24 protein-coding genes and 1 pseudogene are annotated in these 24,378 nt (G+C 69.3%); 16 read left to right on the top strand and 9 right to left on the bottom strand.

What is annotated here, in order from left to right; genetic code table 11:
• Positions 1-17: 17 nt before the first annotated feature.
• The 4 genes from QE379_RS01355 to hemC all read right to left on the bottom strand — a co-directional run bounded on the left by QE379_RS01355 (position 18) and on the right by hemC (position 3,426).
• Entirely contained in the window at positions 18-800 is a 783-nt protein-coding gene (locus QE379_RS01355) for a hypothetical protein (RefSeq protein ID WP_306997116.1), read from the bottom strand.
• A 96-nt stretch (positions 801-896) separates the two neighbouring features.
• On the bottom strand, positions 897-1,829 hold the full coding sequence (locus QE379_RS01350) for a hypothetical protein (RefSeq protein ID WP_306997114.1): 933 nt from the start codon (positions 1,827-1,829) through the stop codon (positions 897-899).
• Positions 1,826-2,509, bottom strand: a complete 684-nt coding sequence (locus QE379_RS01345) for a uroporphyrinogen-III synthase (protein ID WP_306997112.1) — start codon at positions 2,507-2,509, stop codon at positions 1,826-1,828. The genes QE379_RS01350 and QE379_RS01345 overlap by 4 nt, the downstream gene beginning before the upstream one ends.
• A gap of 5 nt (positions 2,510-2,514) precedes the next feature.
• Complete coding sequence (hemC, locus tag QE379_RS01340; protein ID WP_306997108.1) at positions 2,515-3,426, bottom strand: hydroxymethylbilane synthase; 912 nt, start codon at positions 3,424-3,426, stop codon at positions 2,515-2,517.
• 65 nt (positions 3,427-3,491) lie between these two features.
• Here hemC and tsaD point away from each other — a divergent pair, with 65 nt between their 5' ends.
• Positions 3,492-4,517: a tRNA (adenosine(37)-N6)-threonylcarbamoyltransferase complex transferase subunit TsaD gene (tsaD, locus tag QE379_RS01335; protein ID WP_306997105.1), complete on the top strand. Its 1,026-nt coding sequence runs from the start codon at positions 3,492-3,494 to the stop codon at positions 4,515-4,517.
• The gene (locus tag QE379_RS01330; RefSeq protein ID WP_306997103.1) at positions 4,514-5,491 is read left to right on the top strand and encodes an NAD(P)H-dependent glycerol-3-phosphate dehydrogenase; all 978 of its coding nucleotides are present in this window, start codon (positions 4,514-4,516) and stop codon (positions 5,489-5,491) included. The genes tsaD and QE379_RS01330 overlap by 4 nt, the downstream gene beginning before the upstream one ends.
• Positions 5,492-5,528: 37 nt before the next feature.
• Here the strand turns inward: QE379_RS01330 and QE379_RS01325 are convergent, their stop codons facing one another.
• A complete protein-coding gene (locus QE379_RS01325; protein ID WP_306997101.1) occupies positions 5,529-7,376 on the bottom strand; it encodes an AsmA family protein in 1,848 nt (615 codons plus the stop codon).
• A gap of 134 nt (positions 7,377-7,510) precedes the next feature.
• Here QE379_RS01325 and QE379_RS01320 point away from each other — a divergent pair, with 134 nt between their 5' ends.
• Genes QE379_RS01320 through QE379_RS01305 form a run of 4 tightly spaced genes read left to right on the top strand, consistent with a single transcriptional unit; the run spans position 7,511 to position 9,650 of the window.
• A complete protein-coding gene (locus tag QE379_RS01320) occupies positions 7,511-7,822 on the top strand; it encodes a YggT family protein (RefSeq protein WP_306997099.1) in 312 nt (103 codons plus the stop codon).
• Positions 7,823-7,826: 4 nt separating this feature from the next.
• Positions 7,827-8,129 (top strand): DUF167 family protein, encoded by a 303-nt coding sequence (locus QE379_RS01315; RefSeq protein WP_306997098.1) that lies wholly within the window; start codon positions 7,827-7,829, stop codon positions 8,127-8,129.
• A gap of 14 nt (positions 8,130-8,143) precedes the next feature.
• On the top strand, positions 8,144-9,022 hold the full coding sequence (folD, locus tag QE379_RS01310) for a bifunctional methylenetetrahydrofolate dehydrogenase/methenyltetrahydrofolate cyclohydrolase FolD (RefSeq protein ID WP_306997096.1): 879 nt from the start codon (positions 8,144-8,146) through the stop codon (positions 9,020-9,022).
• 4 nt (positions 9,023-9,026) lie between these two features.
• Entirely contained in the window at positions 9,027-9,650 is a 624-nt protein-coding gene (locus QE379_RS01305; protein ID WP_306997094.1) for a MarC family protein, read from the top strand.
• 139 nt (positions 9,651-9,789) lie between these two features.
• Here the strand turns inward: QE379_RS01305 and QE379_RS01300 are convergent, their stop codons facing one another.
• Entirely contained in the window at positions 9,790-11,559 is a 1,770-nt protein-coding gene (locus QE379_RS01300; protein WP_373461703.1) for an AcrB/AcrD/AcrF family protein, read from the bottom strand.
• 131 nt (positions 11,560-11,690) lie between these two features.
• Here QE379_RS01300 and QE379_RS01295 point away from each other — a divergent pair.
• From QE379_RS01295 to QE379_RS01260, 8 genes and pseudogenes are all read left to right on the top strand, one after another.
• Positions 11,691-11,855: pseudogene (locus QE379_RS01295) on the top strand (GtrA family protein); the annotation flags it as partial.
• A 67-nt stretch (positions 11,856-11,922) separates the two neighbouring features.
• Positions 11,923-12,075, top strand: coding sequence for a hypothetical protein (locus tag QE379_RS01290; protein ID WP_306997093.1), 153 nt, complete (start codon positions 11,923-11,925; stop codon positions 12,073-12,075).
• Positions 12,076-12,079: 4 nt separating this feature from the next.
• Positions 12,080-12,808, top strand: a complete 729-nt coding sequence (locus QE379_RS01285) for a bifunctional 2-polyprenyl-6-hydroxyphenol methylase/3-demethylubiquinol 3-O-methyltransferase UbiG (RefSeq protein WP_306997091.1) — start codon at positions 12,080-12,082, stop codon at positions 12,806-12,808.
• Positions 12,809-12,965: 157 nt separating this feature from the next.
• Positions 12,966-14,075: an 8-amino-7-oxononanoate synthase gene (locus QE379_RS01280; RefSeq protein ID WP_306997089.1), complete on the top strand. Its 1,110-nt coding sequence runs from the start codon at positions 12,966-12,968 to the stop codon at positions 14,073-14,075.
• On the top strand, positions 14,072-14,692 hold the full coding sequence (bioD, locus tag QE379_RS01275; protein WP_306997087.1) for a dethiobiotin synthase: 621 nt from the start codon (positions 14,072-14,074) through the stop codon (positions 14,690-14,692). The genes QE379_RS01280 and bioD overlap by 4 nt, the downstream gene beginning before the upstream one ends.
• A complete protein-coding gene (locus tag QE379_RS01270) occupies positions 14,689-15,936 on the top strand; it encodes an adenosylmethionine--8-amino-7-oxononanoate transaminase (RefSeq protein WP_306997085.1) in 1,248 nt (415 codons plus the stop codon). Before bioD ends, QE379_RS01270 begins: the two co-directional genes overlap by 4 nt.
• A 264-nt stretch (positions 15,937-16,200) precedes the next feature.
• Entirely contained in the window at positions 16,201-19,653 is a 3,453-nt protein-coding gene (locus tag QE379_RS01265; RefSeq protein ID WP_306997083.1) for a LamG-like jellyroll fold domain-containing protein, read from the top strand.
• On the top strand, positions 19,650-20,393 hold the full coding sequence (locus QE379_RS01260) for an SGNH/GDSL hydrolase family protein (protein WP_306997081.1): 744 nt from the start codon (positions 19,650-19,652) through the stop codon (positions 20,391-20,393). The genes QE379_RS01265 and QE379_RS01260 overlap by 4 nt, the downstream gene beginning before the upstream one ends.
• Here the strand turns inward: QE379_RS01260 and QE379_RS01255 are convergent.
• Together QE379_RS01255 and QE379_RS01250 are read right to left on the bottom strand one after the other, a co-directional pair.
• Entirely contained in the window at positions 20,372-20,785 is a 414-nt protein-coding gene (locus tag QE379_RS01255; protein WP_306997077.1) for a PaaI family thioesterase, read from the bottom strand. The two genes, QE379_RS01260 and QE379_RS01255, sit on opposite strands and share 22 nt — an antisense overlap.
• Positions 20,782-21,192, bottom strand: a complete 411-nt coding sequence (locus QE379_RS01250; RefSeq protein WP_306997076.1) for a PaaI family thioesterase — start codon at positions 21,190-21,192, stop codon at positions 20,782-20,784. Before QE379_RS01250 ends, QE379_RS01255 begins: the two co-directional genes overlap by 4 nt.
• 60 nt (positions 21,193-21,252) lie before the next feature.
• On the opposite strand from QE379_RS01250, the gene QE379_RS01245 reads away from it, so the two are divergent.
• Positions 21,253-22,035, top strand: a complete 783-nt coding sequence (locus tag QE379_RS01245) for a crotonase/enoyl-CoA hydratase family protein (protein ID WP_306997073.1) — start codon at positions 21,253-21,255, stop codon at positions 22,033-22,035.
• 212 nt (positions 22,036-22,247) lie between these two features.
• Here the strand turns inward: QE379_RS01245 and QE379_RS01240 are convergent, their stop codons facing one another.
• On the bottom strand, positions 22,248-22,703 hold the full coding sequence (locus tag QE379_RS01240) for a peptidylprolyl isomerase (RefSeq protein ID WP_306997071.1): 456 nt from the start codon (positions 22,701-22,703) through the stop codon (positions 22,248-22,250).
• Positions 22,704-22,820: 117 nt separating this feature from the next.
• Between QE379_RS01240 and mgtE the strand changes: the two genes are divergently transcribed.
• Positions 22,821-24,230: a magnesium transporter gene (gene mgtE / locus QE379_RS01235; protein ID WP_307003020.1), complete on the top strand. Its 1,410-nt coding sequence runs from the start codon at positions 22,821-22,823 to the stop codon at positions 24,228-24,230.
• The last annotated feature ends 148 nt before the right edge of the window (positions 24,231-24,378 follow it).

Raw genomic sequence — 24,378 nt, 5'->3', positions numbered from 1 at the left:
AAGGCCGCGCCTCACGCTCACCCGGAAACCCCCGCCGCCTTCAACGTCGCCGAATCGATATGCCAGCGTAGCTGCTCCGCGCTCGCCCCCGGTACGTCGTTGACCCGCCGCACCACATAGTGCCCGATGAAGCGCTGCCGCCGCCCATCGTCCAGTTGCGCATCCACGGTCACCGGCACGGTGGCATAGATCGATCCCGCCGCCCCTTCGCTGGGCGGCATTTTGCCGATCGTCACGCTGGTCGCGCGGGTATCGGCGAAGCCCTTCTGGAAATCGGCGAAGCGCTGGCCCGGTCGCCCGTCATTGCCCCACTGAATCCAGGCGGTGGCATAGTCATGCGCATTGATCGCCGAATAATAGCGGCGGATGACGTTGGCCGCCGCCGCATCGCTCTTCGGATCGACCGCGCAACCACTGGTCTTTGCCGCGTCGTCGCCCAGCAGCCCGCAACTCCGCGCGATCTCGTCCTCGATGATCGCACAGCTATTGGCGGCATTGCACGGCGGATGGGTCGCGGGCGAGACCGAGGTGCAGATCTTCACCAGCCTCTGCGCGGCGGCCTGCCCCCGTTCGGCGGAGCAGGAGAGCACGCTCTGCGCTTCGGGCGAGGGGGTGGTCTTGATCGGCGCGGGAAGGGCGGCGTGCTCCGGCACGCGGTCCGGCATGGTGGTCGCTGTGGGTGTCGGGCCAGCGGCGGCGCTGTCGTTACGCGTCGGGTCGGCGGCTCCTCCACATGCGGCGAGCGGCAGCAGGAGCGAACCGGTCAGCCAGCGGGCGAGGCGGGGTGCGGCACGGGTCACAAGCAGGATCTCCGACGATGATGACGGAGATCAACGCTCCGCCCTCGCCACCGGCTCCTCGTTTCGCCGCAATCGGCGGGCCAGCGGCGGACCGGATCAGATCGTCGGTGCGGCGGGCGCGGGGGCCGTTTCGGGGCCGGCCTGTTCCTCCGCCGGAGGCGCATTCGTCACCGGGGTGGTCACGATCGGGGCCGGAGCCGCGACGGGCGTGATCAGGGCGGCATTCTCGATCAGGTCGAGCGCGCGGCGTGCCGCGACATAGCGCTGGGCGGCATGTTGCCAGGTCCGGGCGGCATCGGCGCCGGGCAGCCGGGCGACTTCGGCGCGGGCGGCCTCCACCTGTCCACCGTCGAGCAGGCGACGCGCGCGCGCCAGCCGGTCGGCGGGGTTGGAGGAGGGGGCGCTCGCCTCGCGAATCACGATCAGCCGCCCGAGTTCCTGGCGAAGTCCTTCCCACCAGCCGCTGGTGCCGTTGACGACCAGATCGGGGGCCAGCGTGTCGAGCCCCTGGCGCAGCGTCTCCAGCGTGACCGGCTGGCGTGCGTTGCCGATCAGCACGGCGACCGCGCGCGGCTCGCTCGCACCGAAGCGCTGGCGGAGCTGCTCTTCGAGATAGCCGAGCGGCTGGCCGCGATCGACCGCGCGGCGCGCCGCGGCGGCGACCAGGATCGATTCGGCGCGCCCTGCCTGTGCCCCTGCCGCGGAGGCATCGGTCGCGATGGTCGCGGCGCGGGTCTCCAGCGCGGCGATCTGCGCGGCCAGCGCCGCTTCGCGCGTGGCGAGCGCGACCGGGTCGGTGGCGCCGTGCGTCGCATCGGCGGCGGGCGACCCGGCGGCGGTGCCGCCCGGCTTGGCGCCGGTCACCGCGCTCGTCTTGGCGGCGGGGGTGCCGCCGAACCAGGACAGGTTGCGCATCGCATAGGCCATCAGGATCAGGCCGGCGGCAAAGGCGAGCAGGATCAGCGCGATGGTCGCGCCCGTACGGGGCCCGCGCGACGGCGGTCGGTCGGATGGCGCGAATTGGTTCATGCCCCGCTTATCCCCGTGGCGGCTGTCCGGGTCAACGCCCGCGCGGCGGCGAGCATCGCTTCGTCACGGGGCGCATCGGCGATGGCGACGGCGCGCCAGCCCGAACCCGCCGCCGCCGCGACCTTCGCGCTGATCGCGACGATCGCGATGTCCCGGCGGCCTGGCCCCGCCTCATCGACCAGCTCGGCCAGCCGCTCGGCGGCGCGGGAGGAGTGGAGCAATACGATCTCGCCCGCCAGCGCGGCGATGGCGGAGGGTGGCACCGGCACCGGATCGGCGGCATAGACCACCCGCACCATCGCCCCCGTCTCCACCCGGTCGCGCCCCGCGAGATGCAGCAGCCGGGCCAGCCCCATGCCCCGTGCCTGCGCCACCACGGCGGCGGCGTCATGGGAGCCGGTCAGGACGACCGACAGGCCCGCCTCTCGCGCGGCGGCGGCGGTGGCGGGGCCGACCGCGACGACGGGACGATGCCTCAGCCGCTCCAACCCCGCACCCGCCAGTCGTACGCCCTGCGCGCTGGTGAAGAGCAGCGCGTCGATCGCATCGGGATCGGGCGCGGCCCATGCGACCGCCCGTGTCGCGAAGAAGGGCAGGGACCATGCCGCCAGTCCCTCCGCGCATAGGCGAGCCATCGTCGCGCCATGGCCGGGTTCGGGCCGGACGACGACGACCGCCATGGCGCTCAACCCCCGGCGAACAGGCGGCGCACTTCGGGCGATGCGCGGTCGAGCAGGTCGATCGCCAGCCGCGCGCCGAGTTCCTCGTCCCTCGCCCCCTCGACCCAGCCGCTCACCCGTGACGATCCATCCTCCGCCAGCAATTCGGCGCGCAACGTCAGCATCTCGCCCGACAGCGAGGCGAGCGCCGCGACCGGGCTGTGGCAATCGGCGGCCAAAGCGGCGAGCAGCGACCGTTCCGCCATCACGCAGCCATGGGTTTCGGCATGGTCGATCGACGCGAGCAGCATGGTCGCCGCCGCATCGTCGGCGCGCGTCTCGATCCCCACCGCCCCTTGCGCCGGGGCGGGCAGCATCTGGTCGGTCGGCACCGCATGGCCGATCTCGCGCCCCAGCCGGTCGAGCCCTGCGGCGGCGAGCAGGGTCGCGTCCACATCCCCGTTCGCGACGGCGGCCAGCCGCGTGTCGACATTGCCGCGCAGCAAGGTGATGGCCAAATCGGGGCGGTGCGACAGCAATTGCGCGCGGCGTCGCGGGCTGCTGGTCCCCACCACCGCGCCGGGGGGCAGTTCGGCGATGCTCTCCGCCCCGATCAGCCGGTCGCGGACATCGGCGCGCGGCAGCATCGCCGCGATATGCAGCCAGTCGGGGCGGATCGTCTCGACATCCTTCATCGAATGGACCGAGGCGTCGATCTCCCGGTCATGGAGCGCGCGATCCAGTTCCTTGGTCCACAGCGCCTTGCCGCCGATTTCGGCCAGCGCGCGGTCCTGCACGCGGTCGCCGGTGGTCCTGATCGGCACGATCTCGATCGCGTCGGCGTCCCAGCCCTGCGCATCGGCCAGCGCCGCCCGCACCATATGCGCCTGGGTGAGGGCCAGCGGCGAACCGCGCGTACCGAGCCGGAAACAAACCATATGTTCGCCTTTGCCGTAAACCGACCCCCTTCGACAAGTTGTGAGCGGGCGGGTATGGAGGACCCATGCTGATCCTGGGACTGGAATCCTCGTGCGACGAGACCGCCGCCGCGCTTGTCACCGATGACGGCCGCGTGCTGGCGCACCGGCTGCTGGGGCAGGAGGCCGCGCACGCGCCCTTCGGCGGCGTCGTCCCCGAAATCGCCGCGCGCGCGCATGTCGAGGCGATGGAGCCGCTGGTCGCCGCCGCCTTTGCCGATGCGGGGGTGACGCTGGCGGACGTGGATGCGATCGCCGCGACGGCGGGGCCGGGGCTGATCGGCGGGGTGATGGTCGGGCTCGTCACGGGCAAGGCGCTGGCCCATGCGGCGGGCAAGCCGCTGATCGCTGTCAACCATCTGGAGGGCCATGCCCTGTCGCCGCGCCTGTCGGACCGGGAACTGGCCTATCCCTATCTGTTGCTGCTCGTGTCGGGCGGGCATTGCCAGTTGCTGCTGGTCGAGGGGGTCGGGCGCTATCGCCGGATGGCGACGACGATCGACGACGCGGCGGGCGAGGCGTTCGACAAGACCGCCAAGCTGCTCGGCCTCGGCTATCCCGGCGGCCCGCGAGTCGAGGCGGCGGCGCGGGAGGGCGATCCTCATGCGGTGCCGCTGCCCCGTCCGCTAAAGGGTGCGGCCGAGCCGCATTTCTCCTTCGCGGGGTTGAAGAGCGCGGTGGCGCGCGCGGTCGGGCATCACCGGCCGGAGGATATCGCCGCCTCCTTCCAGCAGGCGGTGGTCGATTGCCTGCTCGACCGCACCCGCCGTGCGCTGGCCGAGGTGCCGCCGGTCACCGCCCTGGTGGTCGCGGGCGGGGTGGCGGCGAACGGCGTGATCCGGGGCGCGCTGGAGGCGCTGGCCGCCGAGCATGGGTTGCGCTTCGTCGCGCCGCCGCTCTGGCTGTGCACCGACAATGCCGCGATGATCGCCTGGGCCGGGGTGGAGCGGTTCCGCGAAGGGCTGACCGATCCGCTCGATACGCCCGCACGGGCGCGCTGGCCACTCGACCCGGCGGCGGAGTCGGTGCGCGGCGCGGGGGTGAAGGCATGAGGATCGGGGTCATCGGTGCGGGTGCCTGGGGCACCGCGCTGGCGCAGGTGGCGGCGCATGGCGGCAGGCCGGTGCGGATCTGGGCGCGCGATCCGGCGGTGGCGGAGGCGATCAACGCGAGGCACGCCAACCCGCTCTACCTCCCCGACATCGCGCTCTCGCCGAGCATCGAGGCGGTGAGCGATCCGGCGGCGATGGCGGAGACGGATGCGCTGCTGGTCGTCACCCCGGCCCAGGCGGTGGGTGCGGTGCTGGCGACGATGCCGGTCGGGTCCACGCCGCTGGTCCTGTGTTCCAAGGGGATCGAGGCGGGCACGCGGCGGCTGGTCGGCGAGGTGGCGCGGGCGATCCATCCGCAGGCTCCCATCGCGGTCTTGTCGGGCCCGACCTTCGCGCATGAGGTGGCGGCGGGGCTGCCGACGGCGGTGACTTTGGCGTGCGAGGATATGGATTTGCGAAAAGCCCTGTCCGCCCGGATCGCCGCGCCGCACTTCCGGCCCTATGCCACCGATGACGTGACGGGTGCGGAGATCGGCGGGGCGATCAAGAACGTGCTCGCCATCGGTTGTGGTGTCGTGGAGGGCGCGGGGCTGGGCCAGAATGCGCGCGCCGCCTTGATCGCGCGCGGCTTTGCCGAGATGACGCGATTCGGACTGGCGCGCGGCGGACGCGCGGAGACGCTGGCGGGCCTGTCGGGCCTGGGCGACCTGGTGCTGACCTGTTCCTCGACCGCCTCGCGCAATTTCTCGCTGGGTGTCGGGCTGGGGCAGGGGCGTTCGGCGGCGGAACTGCTCGCCGATCGGCGGACCGTGGCGGAGGGGGCCTTCACCGCCCCCGTGCTGCGCCAGGCGGCGGCGGAAGCGGGCGTCGACATGCCGGTGTGCGAGGCGGTGTGCCGGTTGCTGGAGGGCGCGGGCGTCGGCGAGGTGATCGAGGCGTTGCTGGCCAGACCGTTGAAGGCTGAGGGAGCCTGACTCCCTCGCTCCGTTCAGCCTGAGCGGAAGATGGGAATCACCGCAGCACCTGCCGCGCAAGGGCCCCGCACGCGGCATTTTGCGCCTTCGGGCCCGAGTCACCGGTGATCGCGCGGCCGATCGACTTGAAGATATTGCCGACCGACTTCACCTCCCGGGGGATGACGAGGTCCGGCTTCTCCAGCGTTCCCCCCACCGTCGCCGCCCCCGCCAGCCGCAGCGTCGCACCCTGTTTCGGCGCGCCGGTCAGGCGAAGCGCCAGCCGCTCGTCGGGAAAGCTGACCATCCCCGTCCCGTCCAGCCGACTGCGTGAGGTGTCGACGATCAGCGGATCGGCGCGGCCCGTGCCGTTCCTCATGTCCACGCCCAGCACCAGACAGCGTAGAGTTGCGCGACCGCTATCCCCCATGAACGCCGCGCCCGCATCGAATCCCAGCGCTGCGGCATAGCGATCGGGCAGCGAGCCGTTCGCGACGACCAGCCCGATCCGGCCATCCGATCGCCCGACCGCCGCTCGCACCGTCTCGCCGGAGCCGGTCAGTTTCGCACGTGCGGCGACCTGGCCGGTGATCGCGGTCTGACCCGAGAGCGACAACACGCTCGCCCCTTTCAAACGGAGGTCGAGCGACAGGCGTGGCACCTTGCGCCCGTTGCGCTGGTCGATCACCGCCTGTCCCGTCACCACGCCTTCGCGCAGGGCCATGCGGATATCGCCGATGGTCAGCAACTGGCGATCCATCGTCATCCGCCCGGCCAGCCCGGTGATCGGCGAGGGGCCCTGCGCGCTGACCACCCGCCCGACCTTGAATCGGATCGTGCCGTCGGTGGTGTCGATCTTGGAGATATCGATGCGCGTATTGGGCACCAGTCGCGGCCCGATCCGCCGTTCGAGCGCGGCGGCCTCGGCGCGCCCTTCCGCCGAGGACAGGTCGTCGAAATCGAGCTGTCGCGCGGTCAGCTCTCCGTCGAGCAGTGTGCGCCCCGCCTTCTTGTCGACCGTCAGATGCCCGGCCAGATCGGAGCGGCCGATGCGCCCCGTCAGATCGGTGATCGTCCAGCGCGGGCGATCGTGGCGGACATGCGCGGCCAGTTGCACCGCGCGGGTCTGGAACAGGCCGGCCTCGATCACCGCGTCGATCCGTTTCAGGTCGTCGGCGCGTGCCGTCAGGTCCAGCGTCATCGCGTCGGTGTCGAACGGGCGATCCATCGTGCCGCGCGCCGTCATCGACAGGGTATCGCCGGTGATCGTCGCGGTGAAGGGCCAGCGGCCCGGCTTCACCGCCGCGCCGGTGAACATGATCCGGACCGGCGCGCCACGCACCGAACCCGGCCCCTCCGCCCGCACGCCCCTGTCGGGATCGGCGGCGATGCGCAGCGTGGCGTCGCGATCCTGCCTGGCGTCGCTGTACCGGATCACGCCATCGGTGATGACCAGCCCTTGCAGGTCGGTGGAACTGCCGCCCTTTTCGGGCGCGCCGGGGCGGGACCAGTTGGTGCGCCCCTGCTGGTCGCGGACGAGCGCCAGGCGCAGGCCGGAGACGCGGATATCCTCCGGCACGAACGCGCCCTTCAGCAAAGGCCAGACCGAGAAGCGGATTTCCGCGCGCTCCAGCGTCGCGAAGTCGCCCTGTCCTGCCCAGGTGGCCTGCGGAATGCGCAGCTTTTCGACCGCGATGACGGGGTGAAAGCCGATGGCGTCGACCCGGTGGACCGAGCCGATGGTGACGGGCCGCCCGAACCGCTCGGTCGCCGCACGCGTCACCGCCCCGCGCAGGATACCCCAGGGAAACACCGCCAGGCCCAGCAGCAGGAGCAGCGGCAAGGCCGCCAGCACCCCTATCGCGATCCGCATCCCGAGCCGCCGCCGTGTCGCCGGACGATCCATTCCTTGTTCCATGTTAAGCGGGACGCTCGATCCGGTAGTTCGTTCCGGCTGCGTCAGGACCGCCGTGCACGATTATTGCCCCCGGGCACCCAGCGCCCTAGATATGGGGCCATGGCCATCGGGAGCTCCCTGCGTTGATCCTCATCCTTCAAATCCTTCAGATACTGCTCAACGTCGTCTGGTGGGTGATCATCGTGCAGGCGATCCTGTCCTGGCTGATCGCCTTCAACGTCATCAACACCTCGAACGATTTCATCCGCTCGGTCTGGTATGCGCTGCAACGGATGACCGATCCGCTCTATCGCCCGATCCGGCGCATCCTGCCCGATTTCGGGGCGCTGGACCTGTCGCCGATGGTCGTGCTGCTCGCCGTCATCATCCTGGGCAAGATCCTGGACACCGCCATCGCGCAGCAGATGTACGGGGGCGCGGTCGTCGTCGGCTGAGGCCATGCCCGCCTGGACCTCGCGCGATGACGGCATCCAGATCGCGGTGCGCGTGACGCCGCGTGGAGGCCGCGATGCGCTGACCGCCGGAACCGAGGAGCATTTCGCCGCGCGCCTTTCCGCCCCGCCGGTGGACGGCGCGGCCAATGCGGCGCTCGTGCCCCTCGTCGCCAAGCATTTCGGGGTGCCCAAGCGCGCGGTGACCATCGTGGCGGGGGAGACGGCGCGGCTCAAACGCCTGCATGTCGCGGGCGACCCGCAAAAGCTGGCGCGGCTGGCCGAGGCGCTTTATGGCGATACGCCATGACCCCAAATACCCCAATGACCGGCGCCACGATCATCGACGGCAAGGCCTTCGCCGCCGCCCTCCGCACCCGCATCGCCACCCAGGTCGCGACGTTCCGTGAAAAGGCGGGCCGTGCGCCCGGCCTAGCGGTCGTGCTGGTCGGCGAGGACCCGGCCTCCAGCGTCTATGTGCGCTCCAAGGGCAAGGCGACGCGCGAGGCGGGGATGGAGAGCATCGAGCATCGCCTGCCCGCCGATACCGACCAGGCGACCCTGCTGGCGCTGGTCGAGCAGTTGAATGCCGATCCGACGGTGGACGGCATCCTCGTCCAGCTTCCCCTGCCGGGCCAGATCGACGCGCAAGTCGTGATCCAGGCGATCGACCCCGACAAGGATGTCGACGGTTTCCACCCGGTCAATGCCGGGCGGTTGGCCACGGGTGTCGAGGGCTTCGTGCCCTGCACCCCGCTGGGTTGCCTGATGCTGCTCAAGAGCATCCACCCCAGCCTGTCGGGCATGGATGCGGTGGTCGTCGGCCGCTCCAACATCGTCGGCAAACCGATGGCGCAGTCGCTGCTCGGCGAAAGCTGCACCGTGACGGTCGCGCACAGCCGCACCCGCAACCTGGCCGAAGTGGTCGGGCGCGCCGATATCGTCGTGGCGGCGGTCGGCGTGCCCGGGCTGGTCAAGGGCGAGTGGATCAAGCCCGGCGCCAGCGTCATCGATGTCGGCATCAACCGTGTCGAGACCGGGCTGGTCGGCGATGTGGACTATGACGTGGCGGTGACCCGCGCGGGTGCGATCACGCCGGTTCCCGGCGGGGTCGGGCCGATGACGATCGCGGTCCTGTTGCGCAACACGCTGGTCTCGGCGGGGCGGCGCGAGGGCGTCGCGATCGACCAGACGGCGCTGTAAGCCGGTGCTCGAACTCTTCATCTCCTCGCTCATCACCTTCTTCGTGGTGATCGATCCGCCGGGTTGTGCGCCCATCTATGCGGGCCTCTCGGCGGGGGCGACGCCGCAGCATCGCCGGGCGATGGCGATCCGCGCGGTGCTGGTCGCCGCGGTCATCCTGTTCGTATTCGCGCTGTTCGGCGAGGCGCTGCTCCACGGTCTGGGCATCGAGATGGCGGCGTTCCGGATCGCGGGCGGCATCATGCTGTTCCTGATCGCGCTGGAGATGGTGTTCGAGAAGCGCACCCAGCGCCGCGAGGACCGCGCGGCCAAGGTCGCCGACGATCCGCACGAGGCGGAGGATGTGTCGATCTTCCCTATGGCGATGCCGATGATCGCGGGGCCCGGCTCGATCGCGACCGTCATGCTGCTGATGAGCCGCAATTCGGGGCTGGAGGCGTCGATCGTCGTGCTGGGCGCGATGGTGACGATCCTGATCCTGACGTTGGTCGCGCTGCTGGCGGCGGGGCCGCTGATGCGGCTGCTGGGCGCGAAGATCGAGGCGGTGATCACCCGCGTGCTGGGCGTGCTGCTCGCGGCGCTGGCGGTGCAGTTCGTGATCGACGGGGTGACCGCGTCCTTGCGCTGATCCTCCCCGGCACGGGGAGGGGGACCGCCGCGAAGCGGTGGTGGAGGGGGTGTGCCGCCAGGGACGTCCCGTGTGGCAGGCCCCCCTCCGTCAGGGCTCACGCCCTGCCACCTCCCCGTTGTCGGGGAGGATATTTTTCTCAATCGATCCGGTATAGCCTCAGCGGCGACCCCTTGGGCAGCGGTAGCGGGGTCAGCCAGTTCGGGACCCAGCCATGCGCCATCCGGTCGTAAAAACCCCCCGGCGCCCGTGCCCGGTAATTGGTCGACTCGGCCATGTCGGGGCAGATCAGCAACAGCTTCGCGCCGTGCCGCTTCATGATCGCGCGCGCCTGTGCCTCGCCGCCCTGAAAGGCGTGCTGCACGTCCAGGATCGCATCGCCATTGCGGTGATAGGGCCCCGCGATCGCATCGTGATGGGTGGTGACGATCAGGCGCGGGCCCAGGTCGACGAAGGTGAAGACTGTCGCCCTCGGATAGACGTTGACCCGCGTCAGCACCGAGGTGCGCACGCACTGCCCCGTCGCGCGATTGACCCGCGCGGCATAGGGGGTGGGCTGCGTCGCGGGCAGTTTCTTGAGGACCAGCGCGGCGAGGACGCCGGTGGGCACCAGGATCACGGCAACCATCAACGGCACGCGCAACAGCGGCGAGCGCAGCCGGTTGATGAGGGGCAGGAGCATCCACACCAGCGCCGCGACGCCGGGCACCGCCAGCATCTGTGCCGCCGGGGCCGCGCGCGCCTGCCACAACAGCATGGCGCAGGCGAAGGCGGTGAACAGCGCCACCGCGCTCCACCCGATCGTCCGCCGCCGCCACGCCGCCAGCGCGGCACCGATCAGGCCGATGACCGGCATGATCGCCATGGGTAGCGCGACGCGGAGCGGATGCTTGTAGATCGGCTTGGCCTCCCGGACATTGTTCAGCCAGTTGCGCTGCAACTCCGGGCTGACCTGTTCGGGGCGGGTCAGGCATTGCGGAAACAGGCTGGCGAACCCACCTGCGATCACCGCCCCCGCAACCACCGCCAGGCCCAGCCGCGCGCCCCGCGACTCGGGATTGATCCGGGCAAGCAGGAACAGCAGCGCCCCCGCCGCCACCGTCACCGACAGCCATACCGGAGTCAGCGCGTCGCAGCGCATCGCGTAATTGGCGTTGGAGGCGAAGGCGGCGAATCCCGCCGCGCTCCCCCCGCCGAGCGTCAGCGCATAGACGGCCAGGCGCGGGGCCTCCGCCCGGTCCCAGACCCAGCGCAAGCACAGGATCGCCCCCGCCATCGCGGCATAGGGCAGCATCTCCAGCCCGATGGCCAGCGACACCGCGCTGGCCAGACCCACCATCGCGCCGCCGCGCCGTCCTTGCGGATCGCATAAGCCCGCGACGGTGACCGCCAGCATGGCGAGCTGCCACCCGTGATGGTCGATGCGCATCGGCATGTACATCAGCTGCGTCGCGCTGGCGCACAGCAGCAGGACGATGCCCAGCGGCCAGAGATAGGGTTCGATCAACCGCCGGATCGTCGCCGCGATCGCCAGCATGGTGATCGACAGCGGGATGATCGGCGCCAGGCCGCAGGCGAGTCGCTCCGCCCAGGCCGGGGTGGTGAACAGGCGGAAGAACAGGATCAGCCCGGCGATCGGCAGGTCGACGATGCGGCTCCAATGGATGTCGAAGCCGAGCGGCGGATTCAGCCGATACTGGCGCAGGTCGTACCAGCCCTGGCCCGCCATCCAGGCGCGCACCTGCATCAGGCGCATATTGTCGTCGGTGTCGCCCAGCGACCACCAGCGGATCTGGCCCCAGCGGTCGTACATGTACCAGGCGGCGACCGCGACCCAGGCGATCAGCACCCAGCGTCGCCAGTGCCGATCCATCTCGCCCTTCAGACGTTCCAAAGACGCTTCCCTCATACCCGCCCGCAGCTTAAGGCGCAGGACCAGGGGCCCGCTCTATCGCGGGCGACGCAAAGGGCAAGGTCGGGGGCAAAGGCGGCGGCGTGGCGACTCTTCAGCACCAGATCGAACGATGGCGGGACAGCGGCATGCTGGGCCAGTTGATCCGGTTCGGCATCGCGGGCGGCCTGTCGACGGTCGTCTATTCGGCGGTCTATCTGCCGCTGACCTATTGGGTGTTGCCGCACGACAGGGCCGTGCTGGCGGTGCCGCCCGCCTTTCTGGTCGCGGTGATCTTCGGCTTCTTCCTGCACAGCGCGTGGAGTTTTCGCGGGCACGGCACCCGCGACTCCAGCGGCAAGCAGCATCTGAAAATTCCTGGTGGTGCAGGGCTTCGGCCTTGCGTTGAACGCGCTCTTCACCTGGATCGCGACCGGGCTCCTGCATCAACAACCCTGGGTCGCGTTGATCCCGGTGGTCACGATCACGCCGATCGCGACCTTCGCGCTCAACCGCCAATGGGTCTTCGGATAAGTTCATGGACCGTATCGTTTACGACCGCATGGCGGCGCATGATTCCACCCATTGGTGGTACCGCGCCCGCCGCGACATCCTGGCCGATTATCTCGACCGCTATGGCAAGCTGCCCCAGGATGCCCGCATCCTGGAGATCGGTTGTGGCACCGGTCACAACCTGCCGATGCTGGCGCATTTCGGCACGGTCGATGCGATCGAAATCGATCCGGCGGCGCGCGCAATCGCATCCACCCGTCTGGGCCGCGCCGTGGGCGACGCGCCGCTGCCCGAACTGCCGGGGATCGAACGTGGGGCCTATGACCTGATCGCGGTGCTCGATGTGGTCGAGCATATCGAGGACGACGTCGCCGCGCTCGCCGCGATGAAGGCGTGTCTCAAGCCCGGCGGCAAGATCCTGATCGCGGTGCCCGCGCATCAGTGGATGTGGTCGGCGCATGACGTGGTGAACCATCACCACCGTCGTTATTCCAAGGCCACGCTGGTGGCGGCGATCGAGAAGGCCGGGCTGAGGCCGCGCAAGCTGAGCTATTTCAACTCGCTGCTCTTCCCGCTCGCTGCTGCCGCGCGGATCGCCGGGCGGCTGACAGGCCGCGACGACAGCGACGACTCGCCCCCCCCCGCGCCGCTGAACAAGGCGTTCGAGGCGATCTTCCGGTTGGAACGGCACCTGGTCGGCCGTGCGCCGATGACGCCGGGGGTGTCGATCGTGACCCTGGCGGAGCCTGTTTGAGGTCAGGGCGTGGCCTTCGACTTCGCTCAGGCTGAGCGGGGTTTTGTATCCGGCCCGGTCTCCCCACCCCCCGTTCAGCCTGAGCGAAGTCGAAGGCCAAGGGAATCCTTCACCTTTCCGGGTTCCGCTGACCGCGCATCCCTTTTAGGGAAGCGCCATGCTGGACTTTCATCGCGCCGATCTGGCCCGACTGGCCGCGCGGGACCGGTTGCGGGTGCTGGCCCCGCAGCGGGGCAAGGACTTCGCTTCCAACGATTATCTCGGGCTGGCGAACAGCCCCCGCCTCGCCGCCGCCATCGCGCAAGGGGTGGCGGAAGGCGTGCCCGTCGGCTCGGGCGGCTCGCGGCTGCTGCGCGGCAACCATCCCGAGCATGAAGCGCTGGAGGCCGAAGCCGCCGCGTTCTTCGGTGCGGAGGGGAGCCTCTATTTCTCCTCGGGCTATGCCGCCAATGTCGCGATCCTCGCCACCCTGCCCCAGCGCGGCGACCTGATCGTCCATGACGCGCTCGCCCATGCCTCGATGCATGAAGGGATGAAGCTGTCGCGCGCGGAGTCGGTGGCGGCGGCGCATAACGATGTGGGCGCGTTCGAGGACGCGATTCGGACGTGGCGGACGCGGGGCGGCAAGGGCACCGTCTGGATCGCGGTCGAAAGCCTCTACAGCATGGACGGCGACACCGCGCCGCTGGCCGATCTCCATGCCATGGCCGAGCGGCATGACGCGATGCTGGTCGTGGACGAGGCGCACGCCACCGGCGTCTTCGGCGACCGGGGGCAGGGGCTGTCCCGGCCGGGTGAGCGGGTGGTGACCCTCCACACCTGCGGCAAGGCGATGGGGTGCGAGGGGGCTTTGGTCGCCGGGTCCGGGCTGGTCCGCGACTATCTGGTCAATCGCGGGCGGGGGTTCATCTTCTCCACCGCGCCCTCGCCGCTGATGGCGCGCGGAGTGCGCGAAGCGTTGCGAATCCTGGCCGACGAACCCGAGCGGCGGGCGGCGCTGCACGAGCGGATCGCGCTGGCGGGCGCGCATCTGTCCCGGCACGGCGCGCTGGCGCAGGGTACGCCGATCCTGCCGCTGATCCTGCACGACAATGGCCGCACCATGCGCGCCGCCGAGGCGTTGCAGGGGCGCGGCTTTGACATACGCGGCATCCGCCCGCCGACCGTGCCGGTGGGCGCGGCGCGGCTGCGGCTGTCCATCACCCTGAATGTCGAGGCGGCGGATATCCGCGCGCTCGACGCGGCACTGAGCGAGGTTCTGGCATGAGCGCCGTCATCGTCACCGGCACCGATACCGAGATCGGCAAGACCATCTTCTCCGCCGCGCTGACCGGAGCGCTGGGGGCCAGCTATTGGAAGCCGGTACAGGCGGGCACCGACGCGGAAGGGCATGGCGATGCCGAGACGGTCGCATCGCTCAGCGGGCGTCCGGTCCTGTCCTCCGCCTATCGACTCAGGGCGCCCTGCTCGCCGCACCGCGCGGCCGAGATCGACGGCGTGACGATCGAGAGGGAGCGGCTGGCCTTGCCGCAGGTCGATGGGCCGTTGGTGGCGGAAGGGGCGGGGGGCGTGCTGGTGCCGGTGACGCGGCAGATGCTGTTCGCCGATCTGTTCGCCCATTGGGGCCGGCCGGTGGTGCTGGTCGCGCGGACCGGGCTGGGGACGATCAACCACAGCCTCTTGTCGATCGAGGCCCTGCGCGCGCGCGGGGTGCCGATTCGGGGTGTCGCCTTCGTCGGCGAGGCGGTGGAGGATAGCGAGGCGACCATCGCGGCGATCGGCGGGGTGAAGCGGCTCGGCCGCCTGCCGCGTCTGGCGACGCTGACCCGCGAGACATTGGCGGAGGCGTTCGCGGCGCATTTCGACGTCGAGGATTTCCGATGACCTCGCCCGTCTGGCACCCCTTCACCCAGCATGGTCTGGGCGAGCCGATCCCGCGTGTCGTCACCGCGAGTGGCGCGACGCTGACCACGGTTGACGGGCGCGAGGTGATCGACGCCATCTCCAGTTGGTGGGTGACGACCCATGGCCACAACCACCCGCGCATCGCCGCCGCCATCGCTGACCAGGCGGGCAGGCTCGACCAGATCATCTTCGCGGGCTGGACGCATGACCCCGCCGAGGAGGTCGCCGCCGAACTGGTTCGGATCACGCCGCCCGAACTGACGCGGGTGTTCTTCTCCGACTCGGGCTCCACGGCGGTCGAGGTCGCGCTCAAGATGGCGCTGGGTTACTGGCTCAACCGGGGCGAGCCGCGCCATCGCATCCTCGTCCTCGAACACAGCTATCATGGCGACACGATCGGCGCGATGTCGGTGGGCGCGCGCGGGGTGTATAATCGGGCCTATGCGCCGCTGCTCTTCGATGTCGGCACCATCCCCTTTCCCCATGACGTGCAGGCTACGCTCGACGCGCTGGAGGCGGAGTGTCGGGCGGGTGCGGCGGCGTTCATCGTCGAGCCGCTGGTGCTCGGCGCGGGCGGGATGCTGTTCTATCCGCCCGAGACGCTGGCGGCGATGCGCGAAATCTGCGCGGCGCACGGCGTGCTGTTCATCGCCGACGAGGTCATGACCGGCTGGGGCCGCACCGGCACGCTGTTCGCCTGCGAGCAGGCGGGGGTGGTGCCCGATATCCTGTGCCTGTCCAAGGGGCTGACCGGCGGCGCGGTGCCGCTGGCGGTGACGCTGGCGACCGAGGGGATTTTCCAGGCGCATTGGTCCGAGACGGATCGGTCGAGGCAGTTCTTCCACTCCTCCAGCTACACCGCCAACCCCATCGCCTGCGCGGCGGCGGCGGCCAATCTGGCGATCTGGCGCGACGAGCCGGTATCGGCGCGGATAGACGCGTTGTCCGAGGCTCAAGGAAAGTATCTGGCGACGGTGAGCGGCGCGGCGGCGGTGCACAATCCCCGGACGCTCGGCACCATCGCCGCGTTCGAACTGGGCGCGGGGCAGGATTATCTCTCCGACCTCGCCCCACGGCTGCTGGCGCATTTCCGCGAGGCCGATCTGCTCGTCCGGCCGATGGGCAACACCATCTATGTCATGCCGCCCTATTCCATCACGCCGGAACAGCTCGGTAAAGTCTGGACCGGCATCCATGCGGCGATCGACCGCTTCGGAGGGTGAACGTCGATTCCCGCCCTGCAAGGGATTACTCTGCAAAACTCCCCCCTGACCATCCCGGCGAAGGCCGGGATCCAGTTGCGGGACGGTTGCAAGTCCTCTCATTGCGCCCCAGCTGGACCCCGGCCTCCGCCGGGGTGGTCCATGGTATCGGCTTACGTGCCGACTTTCGCAGAGGTTTCCCGGAAGGGGAGGAATATGGTCAGCGGCCTTTGACTTTAGGGCTTTTCATTTGCTTTATCCCGCAGCGATTCAAAAGGAGCAGGCATGAGCGTGGCGGCGGCAAGGGCGATGGGGGCTCTGGCATCGGTGACGGCGCTGGTCTGGAGCCTCGCCGCCTCCGCGCAGACGGTGGCCGTGCCTGCGACGCCGCCCGCGACGCCGCTTGGGCCGATCAACGCCGATCTGCCGCCCGGTGGCGATTCCTACGCCCGCGCTATCGTGCGGACACCGGTCGCCGCGCCCAACTGGACGCTGTCCGCTTGGGTCCAGCCGCGCAGTGTCGCGGGCAAGGGCACGACGATGCTGATCGGCGGTTTTGGCGATCCGACCGGCGGCCCGCGCCGCTATCTTGCACTGGTCGATGGCCAGCCCGCGCTCGTCACCGAGGCGGGGGTGGTGCAGGGCGGCGGCGACGCCGATCGCAACAAATGGACCTATATCGCCGCCAGCTATGACGGAAAGGTCGTCCGGCTGTTCGTGAACGGGCGACAGGTGGTGCAGCGCGGCCTGACGCTGCAACCCGTCAACGGCGTCGCGACGCTGGCCCCGCGCAGTTACCAGCCGGTCTTCGCAGGCAAGGTCATCGACTTCCGCATGGTGCGCGAGGTGGTCGATCCGCTGACCATCCGTGTCGCCGCGCGGCGCGCGCCCGACCCCGCCAGGCTGGCGCTCCAGACCGGCAGCCCAAGCTGGCCCTTCCAGACGCGCCAGATGCAGGGTCAGACGGTGCCGCAGGACGCCTGGACCCTGCCCCAGTCCAAGGCCCCGATCCCGACCAGCGGCACGGCGAAACCGGAGCCCAAGGACGCGGCGCTCGTCTCCACCGCGACCGGGCAATGGGCAGTGAATGGCTGGCGACTGATCGAGGCGGCCAAGGTCGGCCCCGGCGGCGCGGACCTGTCGCAGGGGAATTTCGACGCCAGCAAATGGTATGCCGCGACCGTGCCGGGCACGGTGCTGACCACGCTGGTCGATCGCGGCGTCTATCCCGATCCGGCGGTCGGGCTGAACAACCTGTCGATCCCGGAGACGCTGGCACGGCAGGATTACTGGTATCGCACCGAGTTCGACACGCCCGCCGAGGCTGCCGGGCGTCAGATGTGGCTGACCTTCAACGGCGTGAACTATTCCGCCGAAATCTGGGTCAACGGCCGGATGGCGGGCACGATGAAGGGGGCCTTCATCCGCGGCCGCTTCCCCGTGACGCTGGCCGCCGGGCGCAACGCCATCGCGGTGCGCGTCTCCCCGCCGCCGCACCCCGGCATCGCGCATGAGGAGTCGATGACGGCGGGCGTGGGCGAGAATGGCGGCGTCCAGATGCTCGACGGCCCGACCTTCGTCGCGACCGAGGGCTGGGACTGGATTCCCTCCGTCCGCGATCGCAATACCGGGCTGTGGCAGGGGGTGACGCTGGCCGCGACCGGCCCGGCGGTGATCGGCGACCCGCAGGTGGTCACCACCTTGCCCAAGACCGACAATAGCGTCGCCGATGTCGAGATCGCGGTGCCCGTCACCAACAACGGCCAGGCGCCGGTGACGACCATGGTGCGCGCGGTGTTCGACGATGTGGTGGTCGAAAAGCCGGTGACGATCGCCCCCGGCCAGACGATCCGCGCCGTCCTGTCGCCGTCCGAGTTCCCGCAGCTTTCGGTCAAGAACCCGCGCCTGTGGTGGCCCAATGGCTATGGCGACCCGGCGCTGCACGATCTCGCGCTGACGGCGGCGGTGGACGGGGCGCTGTCGGATTCGAAGGCGCTCCGCTTCGGGATGCGGCAGGTGACCTATGACCTGTCGCTGTTCGACAATGACGGCGATCTGGAGCGGGTGACGCTCGATCTCAACCGGGTGCGTGGCGGCCAGCGGGTGATCGACACCAGCCATGCGGGCATTCGCAAGGCCGGTAATGGCTGGGCGATGAGCTTCACCCCCGGCGGCGACCAGTCGGCGGCGGTGACCAAGGTGCAGGACGACCCGCGCCTCGCCCCCCATCTCGTCCTGCGGGTCAACGGCGTGCGCATCGCCGCGCGCGGCGGCAATATCGGCATGGACGATTATATGAAGCGCGTCGACCGCGCGCATCTGGAGCCGTTCTTCCGCCTCCACCGCGACGCGCATCTGAATATCGTCCGCAACTGGGTGGGCCAGAATAGCGAGGAGAGCTTCTTCGATCTGGCCGACGAGTACGGCCTGATGGTCCTGTCCGATTTCTGGGAGTCGACCCAGGATTACAATATGGAGGCCGAGGACCCGCAACTGTTCCTCGCCAATGCGGCCGATGTGGTGCGCCGCTATCGCAACCATCCCTCGATCGTCGCCTGGTTCGGCCGCAACGAGGGCGTGCCGCAACCGATCCTCAACACCGGTCTCGACGCGATCCTGCGCGCCGAGGACGGGACGCGGCTCTATATGCCCTCGTCCAACGCGGTGAACCTGCAAGGCTCGGGGCCGTATAACTGGCGGCCGCCGGTCGATTACTTCACCGATCTGGCCAAGGGCTTCTCGGTCGAGGTCGGCACGCCCTCGCTGCCGACGCTGGAGGCGTGGAAGCGCGCCATCCCGGCGGAGGCGGATCGCTGGCCGATCGGTGATGTCTGGGCCTATCATGACTGGCACCAGAGCGGGAACGGCGCGGTCAAGAGCTTCACTGACGCCCTCGAACGCCGCTTCGGCCCCGCCACCGGGCTGGAGGATTTCGAGCGCAAGGCGCAAATGATGGAGTATGAATCCTACCGCGCCATTTTCGAGGGGATGAATGCCGGTCTCTGGACCGAGAATTCGGGGCGGATGCTGTGGATGACCCAACCCGCCTGGCCGTCCTCGGCATGGCAGATATTCTCTTCCGATTATGACACCCATGCCGCCTTTTACGGGGTGAAGAAGGCGGCCGAGCCGATCCATGTCCAGATGAACCTGCCCGACCACCGTGTCGTGCTGGTCAACAACACCCGTGATGCGCTGAAGGGCGTGCAGGTGCGCGCACGTGTCGTCGGGCTCGATGGCCGGGTCGAGGGCGAGCAGGAGGCGAAGCTGGTCGCGGGTGCCGAGGGGGTGACGCCCGCCCTCAATCTCGACCTCGCCTCCGCGATGAAGCGCGGGCCGGTGCTGGTCCGGCTGGAGGCCACCGACGCGGGCGGGCAGGTGCTTTCGACCAACAGCTATTGGCAGGCGCAGGACGATGCGGGCTACCGCGCGCTGACGACGATGGGCGCGGCGACCGTCACCGCGACCACCAGCCTTCAGGGGCAGGGCGAGGAGACGCTCGCCAACGTCACCCTGACCAATAGCGGTTCGGTCCCCGCGATCGAGACCAAGCTGACCGTGATGAATGCGGACGGTAGCCAGGTTCTGCCCGCCTATTTCAGCGACAATTACGTCACCCTGTTGCCCGGAGAGAGCCGCGTGATCGAGATTCGCTATCCCACCGCCAAGGCGGACAAGCCCAGCGTCACGCTTCGCGGCTGGAACGTCACCGCCACCGCTGCGGACCTGCGTCCGTGAGCCGCCTTGCCTCGATCGTGCTGATGGCGCTGGTCCTCGCCACGCCCGCCGCCGCGCAGCAGACGGAAACCGATGGCCAACGCTGGGCCCGTGAATGGGAGGAGCGGTTGCACAACGACTTCGGCTATCTCGCCCGCTATCGTGCCGACAATGCGAAGCTGACGCCGGGGTATTCCCGCATCGTCTTCATGGGCGATTCGATCACCGAAAATTGGGCCAGCAAGGTGCCGCAGTTCTTCACGACCGAAAGGGTCGGGCGCGGGATCAGCGGGCAGACGACCTCGCAGATGCTGCTCCGCTTTCGCCAGGACGTGATCGACCTGCATCCCACGGTGGTGCAGATCATGGCGGGCACCAACGATATCGCGGGCAATACCGGCCCGACGACCGATGCGCAGGTGCAGGGTAATATCATGTCGATGGTCGAACTGGCGCAGGCCAACGGCATCCGGGTGATCCTGGCCTCCATCCCGCCCGCCGATCATTTCGAGTGGAAGCCGGGCGTGAACCCCGCCCCGCGCATCGCCGCGATGAATGCGTGGTTGAAGGATTATGCGGGTCGGGTGGGGGCGACCTATGCCGATTACTGGTCTGCCTTACATGTCGGCGACGCGCTGAACCCCGCTTATGGCACCGATGGGGTCCACCCGAACGAGGCGGGCTATGCCGCGATGGCGCCGGTCGCCGACGCTGCGATCAAACAGGCGCTCAGGGGCGCTCAGCCGCGCAGGATGCGATAGTTCAGCCGGGCGGTCGCGATCGGCCGGTCGCGATCCTCCTGCCAGGCGGTCGCCTCGACATTGGCGACCCGCTGGCCCAGCCGCAGGATCGTGCCGACCGCGCGCGTCGGGTGGTCGCGGCCGGTCCGCAGGTAATCGGTCGTCACCGTCACCGGCTTGATCCGCGAAGCCCCTTCGCTCGACAGCCGGTGGGTCAGCGCGGCGATCCCCGCCACCTCCAGCAACCCCGCGATCGCGCCGCCCTGGAGCAGGCCGGGCCAGCCCATGACATGGTCGCCGAACGGCATGACCAGTTGCGGAGCACCCTCCGCCCATTCGATCGAACAGCCGAGCCATTCGGCATAGGGTGGCAGGACCATCGCCTGGCCGATGGCGGTGCGGGGGGTGCTCATGGCTTCATTCCCATGAAGGTGCCCGCGACATGCGCGACGGGATCGTCGGGATCGCCGTCATGCGCGATCCCCCGGACGAAGGCGACGCTGCGGGTGATCCGATAGCATTCGCCGCGCCCGATCACGGTCCGCTGCGGCACGGCGGGGCGGAGGTAATCGACGCGCAGGTCCAGCGTCACATGCGCCTCGAAACGCCCGCGCTTCAGCCAGACGGCGACGCTGGTCGCCATGTCCATCATCGCGACGATCGGGCCGGAGGCGATGACCCCGCTCGCCGGATCGCCGATCAGCCGTTCGTCATAGGGCAGCGCCAGTTCCGCCCAATCCGGCCCATGCGCGCGGTATGCGATGCCCAGATGCCGGCCATGCCCACCGCCCAGGCCGCCCATCGCGATGAAGCGTTCCATATCGAACCCCATGGGGCCATGATCTACACCACGGGAAAGCCAGTGCAAAAGGAGAGCGACATGCGGAACCGGGTGACGATCGCGGTGAAGGACGGCGTCGCCGATGTCCGCCTGTCGCGCGGGGAAAAGCTGAACGCCATCGACCGCGCGATGTTCGATGCGCTGGCCGAGGCGATCGAGACGCTGGCGGCACGGGAGGATGTGCGCGCGGTGGTGCTGTCGGGCGAGGGGGACGGGTTCTGCTCCGGCCTCGACATGGCGGCGATGGCGGGGGGAGACTTGGCGGGGCTGGACCTGTCGGCGCGGAGCCATGGCCCCGCCAACAGGGTGCAGCAGGTGGCGTGGGGATGGCGGACGCTGCCCGTGCCGATGATCGCGGCGGTGCACGGCGTGGCGTTCGGCGGCGGTACGCAGATCATGGCCGGGGCGGATATCCGGTTGGCGCACCCGGCGACCCGTTTCGCGATCCGGGAAGTGCATTGGGGGATCGTGCCGGACATGGGCGGCTTTGCGCTGTGGCGCGGAGTCCGCGAGGATTGCTTGCGCGAATGGGTCTATACCGCGCGCGAGTTCGATGCGGCGGAGGCGCTGGCGGCGGGGTTCGTGACCCGGCTGGTGGAAGATCCGCGCGGGGAGGCGCTGGTGCTGGCGGAGAAGATTGCCGGGCGGAGTCCCGATGCGGTGCGGAGCGCGAAACGGTTGTTCGGGGCGATGGGGAGCGCGCCCGAGGCGATGCTGGCGATGGAAAGCGCCGAGCAAGTGGCGCTGATGCGGGGGGCGAACTTCCGCGAGGCGGTACAGGCGAACATGGAACGGCGGCGGCCGGATTTCCGCGACGGTTGAGAGGGCGCTGCTCGCCCTCCCGCAACGATAGCCCCTCCCGCAGGCGGGAGGGGGTGGGGAGGGCATGGGGTCTCATGGAGCGCATGGCCTGTGGCTTTCCCTCCCCCATCCCCTCCCGCCTGCGGGAGGGGCGTGCTGCTTGGCAGGGCGATGGGCCAAACAAAAAAGGGGAGCCCTTCTCAGGACTCCCCCCTTTCCCGGCTCTTGCGAAATTACTCCGCGCGTGCCTTCAGGATCTTGCCCGGATTGCGGGGCGGCTCGCCCTTGGGGAGCGCGTCGACATGTTCCATGCCGCTCTCCACCTGGCCCCAGACCGTGTACTGACGGTCGAGGAAGCGCGCGTCGTCGAAGCAGATGAAGAACTGCGAATTGGCCGAGTTGGGATCGTTGGTCCGCGCCATCGAGCAGGTGCCGCGCACATGCGGCTCGGCATTGAACTCCTGCTTCAGATTCGGCTTGTCCGAACCCGACATGCCGGTGCCCGTGGGGTCGCCGCCCTGTGCCATGAAGCCCGGAATCACGCGGTGGAACACGACGCCGTCGTAAAAGCCTTCATTGGCAAGCCCGCCGATGCGCGCGACATGCTCGGGCGCGAGGTCGGGGCGCAGCGTGATCACGACATCGCCGCTCTCGAGCGTCAGGGTCAGCTTGGAAAAAGTCTCGGCCATAAGGGGTCTTCCTTGGTTGATCGCCCGCAGGTAGGCGTTCACACGCCCGCTGGCAAATCGAAGCGCCTCTCTATAGAGGCGTGACACCGCGTTCATGCACCGTCGAGGGAGGCCGAGATCAGCGACACCGAACTCCCCGAACTCGAAACCGAGACCCCGCCGGAAACCCAGTTGGACGAGGACGACCGGCTGAAGCCCGAATATGTGACGGCGGTACTCGACGCGCTGGACGCGGGTGACGACGAGGGTGCACGCGCGCTGGTCGAGCCGCTCCACCCCGCCGACATCGCCGACCTGTTCGAACTGGTCGGCGACGAGGAGCGCGTCAATCTGGCGCGCGCGGTCGCGGACCTGCTCAACGGCGACGTCTTCGCCGAGATGAACGACTATGTGCGCGAGCAGCTTATCCAGGCGCTCGAACCGCATGAAGTCGCCGATATCGCCTCCGAACTCGACACCGACGACGCGGTGGCGATCATCGAGGACATGGACGAGGACGAGCAGCGTGCGGTGCTGCGCGCGCTCGACCCGGACGACCGCGCCGCGATCGAAGAGGCGCTGTCCTTCCCCGAGGAGTCCGCCGGTCGCCTGATGCAGCGCGAGCTGATCGCGGTGCCCGAGCATTGGACGGTGGCCGAGACGATCCAGTTCCTGCGCGACGACGAGGAACTGACCACCGATTTCTGGGAAATCTTCGTCGTCGATCCCGGCCATCGTCCGATCGGGACGTGCCAGTTGTCGTGGATTCTCCGCGCGCCGGGGCAGATCGTGATCGGCGACGTGATGAAGCGCGAACAGACGCTGATCCCGGTCGATATGGACCAGGAAGAGGTCGCGTTGCGCTTCCAGAAATATGCGCTGATCTCCGCCGCCGTGGTCGATGCCAGCGGGCGGCTGGTCGGCATGATCACCGTCGACGACATCGTCCACATCATCCAGCAGGAGGCGGGCGAGGACGTGCTGCGCCTGTCGGGCGCGGGCGAGGGCGATATCAACGAGCCGATCCTCGACAGCTATAAGAGCCGTGTCCGTTGGCTCCTCGCCAATCTGGTGACGGCGATGGTCGCCTCCTCGGTGATCGCGGCGTTCGAGGGCACGATCGCGCGGATGGTGGCGCTGGCCACGCTGATGCCGATCGTCGCGGGCGTCGGCGGCAATGCGGGGACTCAGACGCTGGCGGTGACGGTGCGCGCGCTGGCGACCAACCAACTCACCCGTTCCAACACCGCGCGCGCGATCATGCGCGAGATCCGCGTGGCGATGATGAACGGGGTGACGGTCGCGGCGGTGATCGGGGTGGGGGTGAGCCTGGTCTTCGCCAACCCCGCGCTGGGCATGGTGATCGCGGCGGCGATGATGACCAATATCCTGGTCGCGGGGCTGGCGGGCGTGCTGGTGCCGGTGACGCTCGACCGGTTCGACGCCGACCCGGCGGTGGCGTCGTCGGTGTTCGTGACGATGACGACCGATTCGATCGGCTTCCTGGCGTTTCTGGGGCTGGCGACGGCGGCGGGGCTGACTGGATAGCGTTCCTCCTGTGCAAGGAAACCTCTGCGAAAGTCGGGACGTCGCCCAACATCATGTACCACCCCGGCGGAGGCCGGGGTCCAGTTGGGAAGCGATGGGAGTCATTTACCATCGTTCAGCAACTGGGTCCCGGCCTTCGCCGGGATGG

It is taken from the genome of Sphingomonas sp. SORGH_AS_0879 (assembly GCF_030819175.1).
GTDB lineage: Bacteria > Pseudomonadota > Alphaproteobacteria > Sphingomonadales > Sphingomonadaceae > Sphingomonas.
The sequence above is the reverse complement of the archived record's forward strand: the minus strand, read 5'-3'. Positions and strand labels throughout refer to the sequence as shown.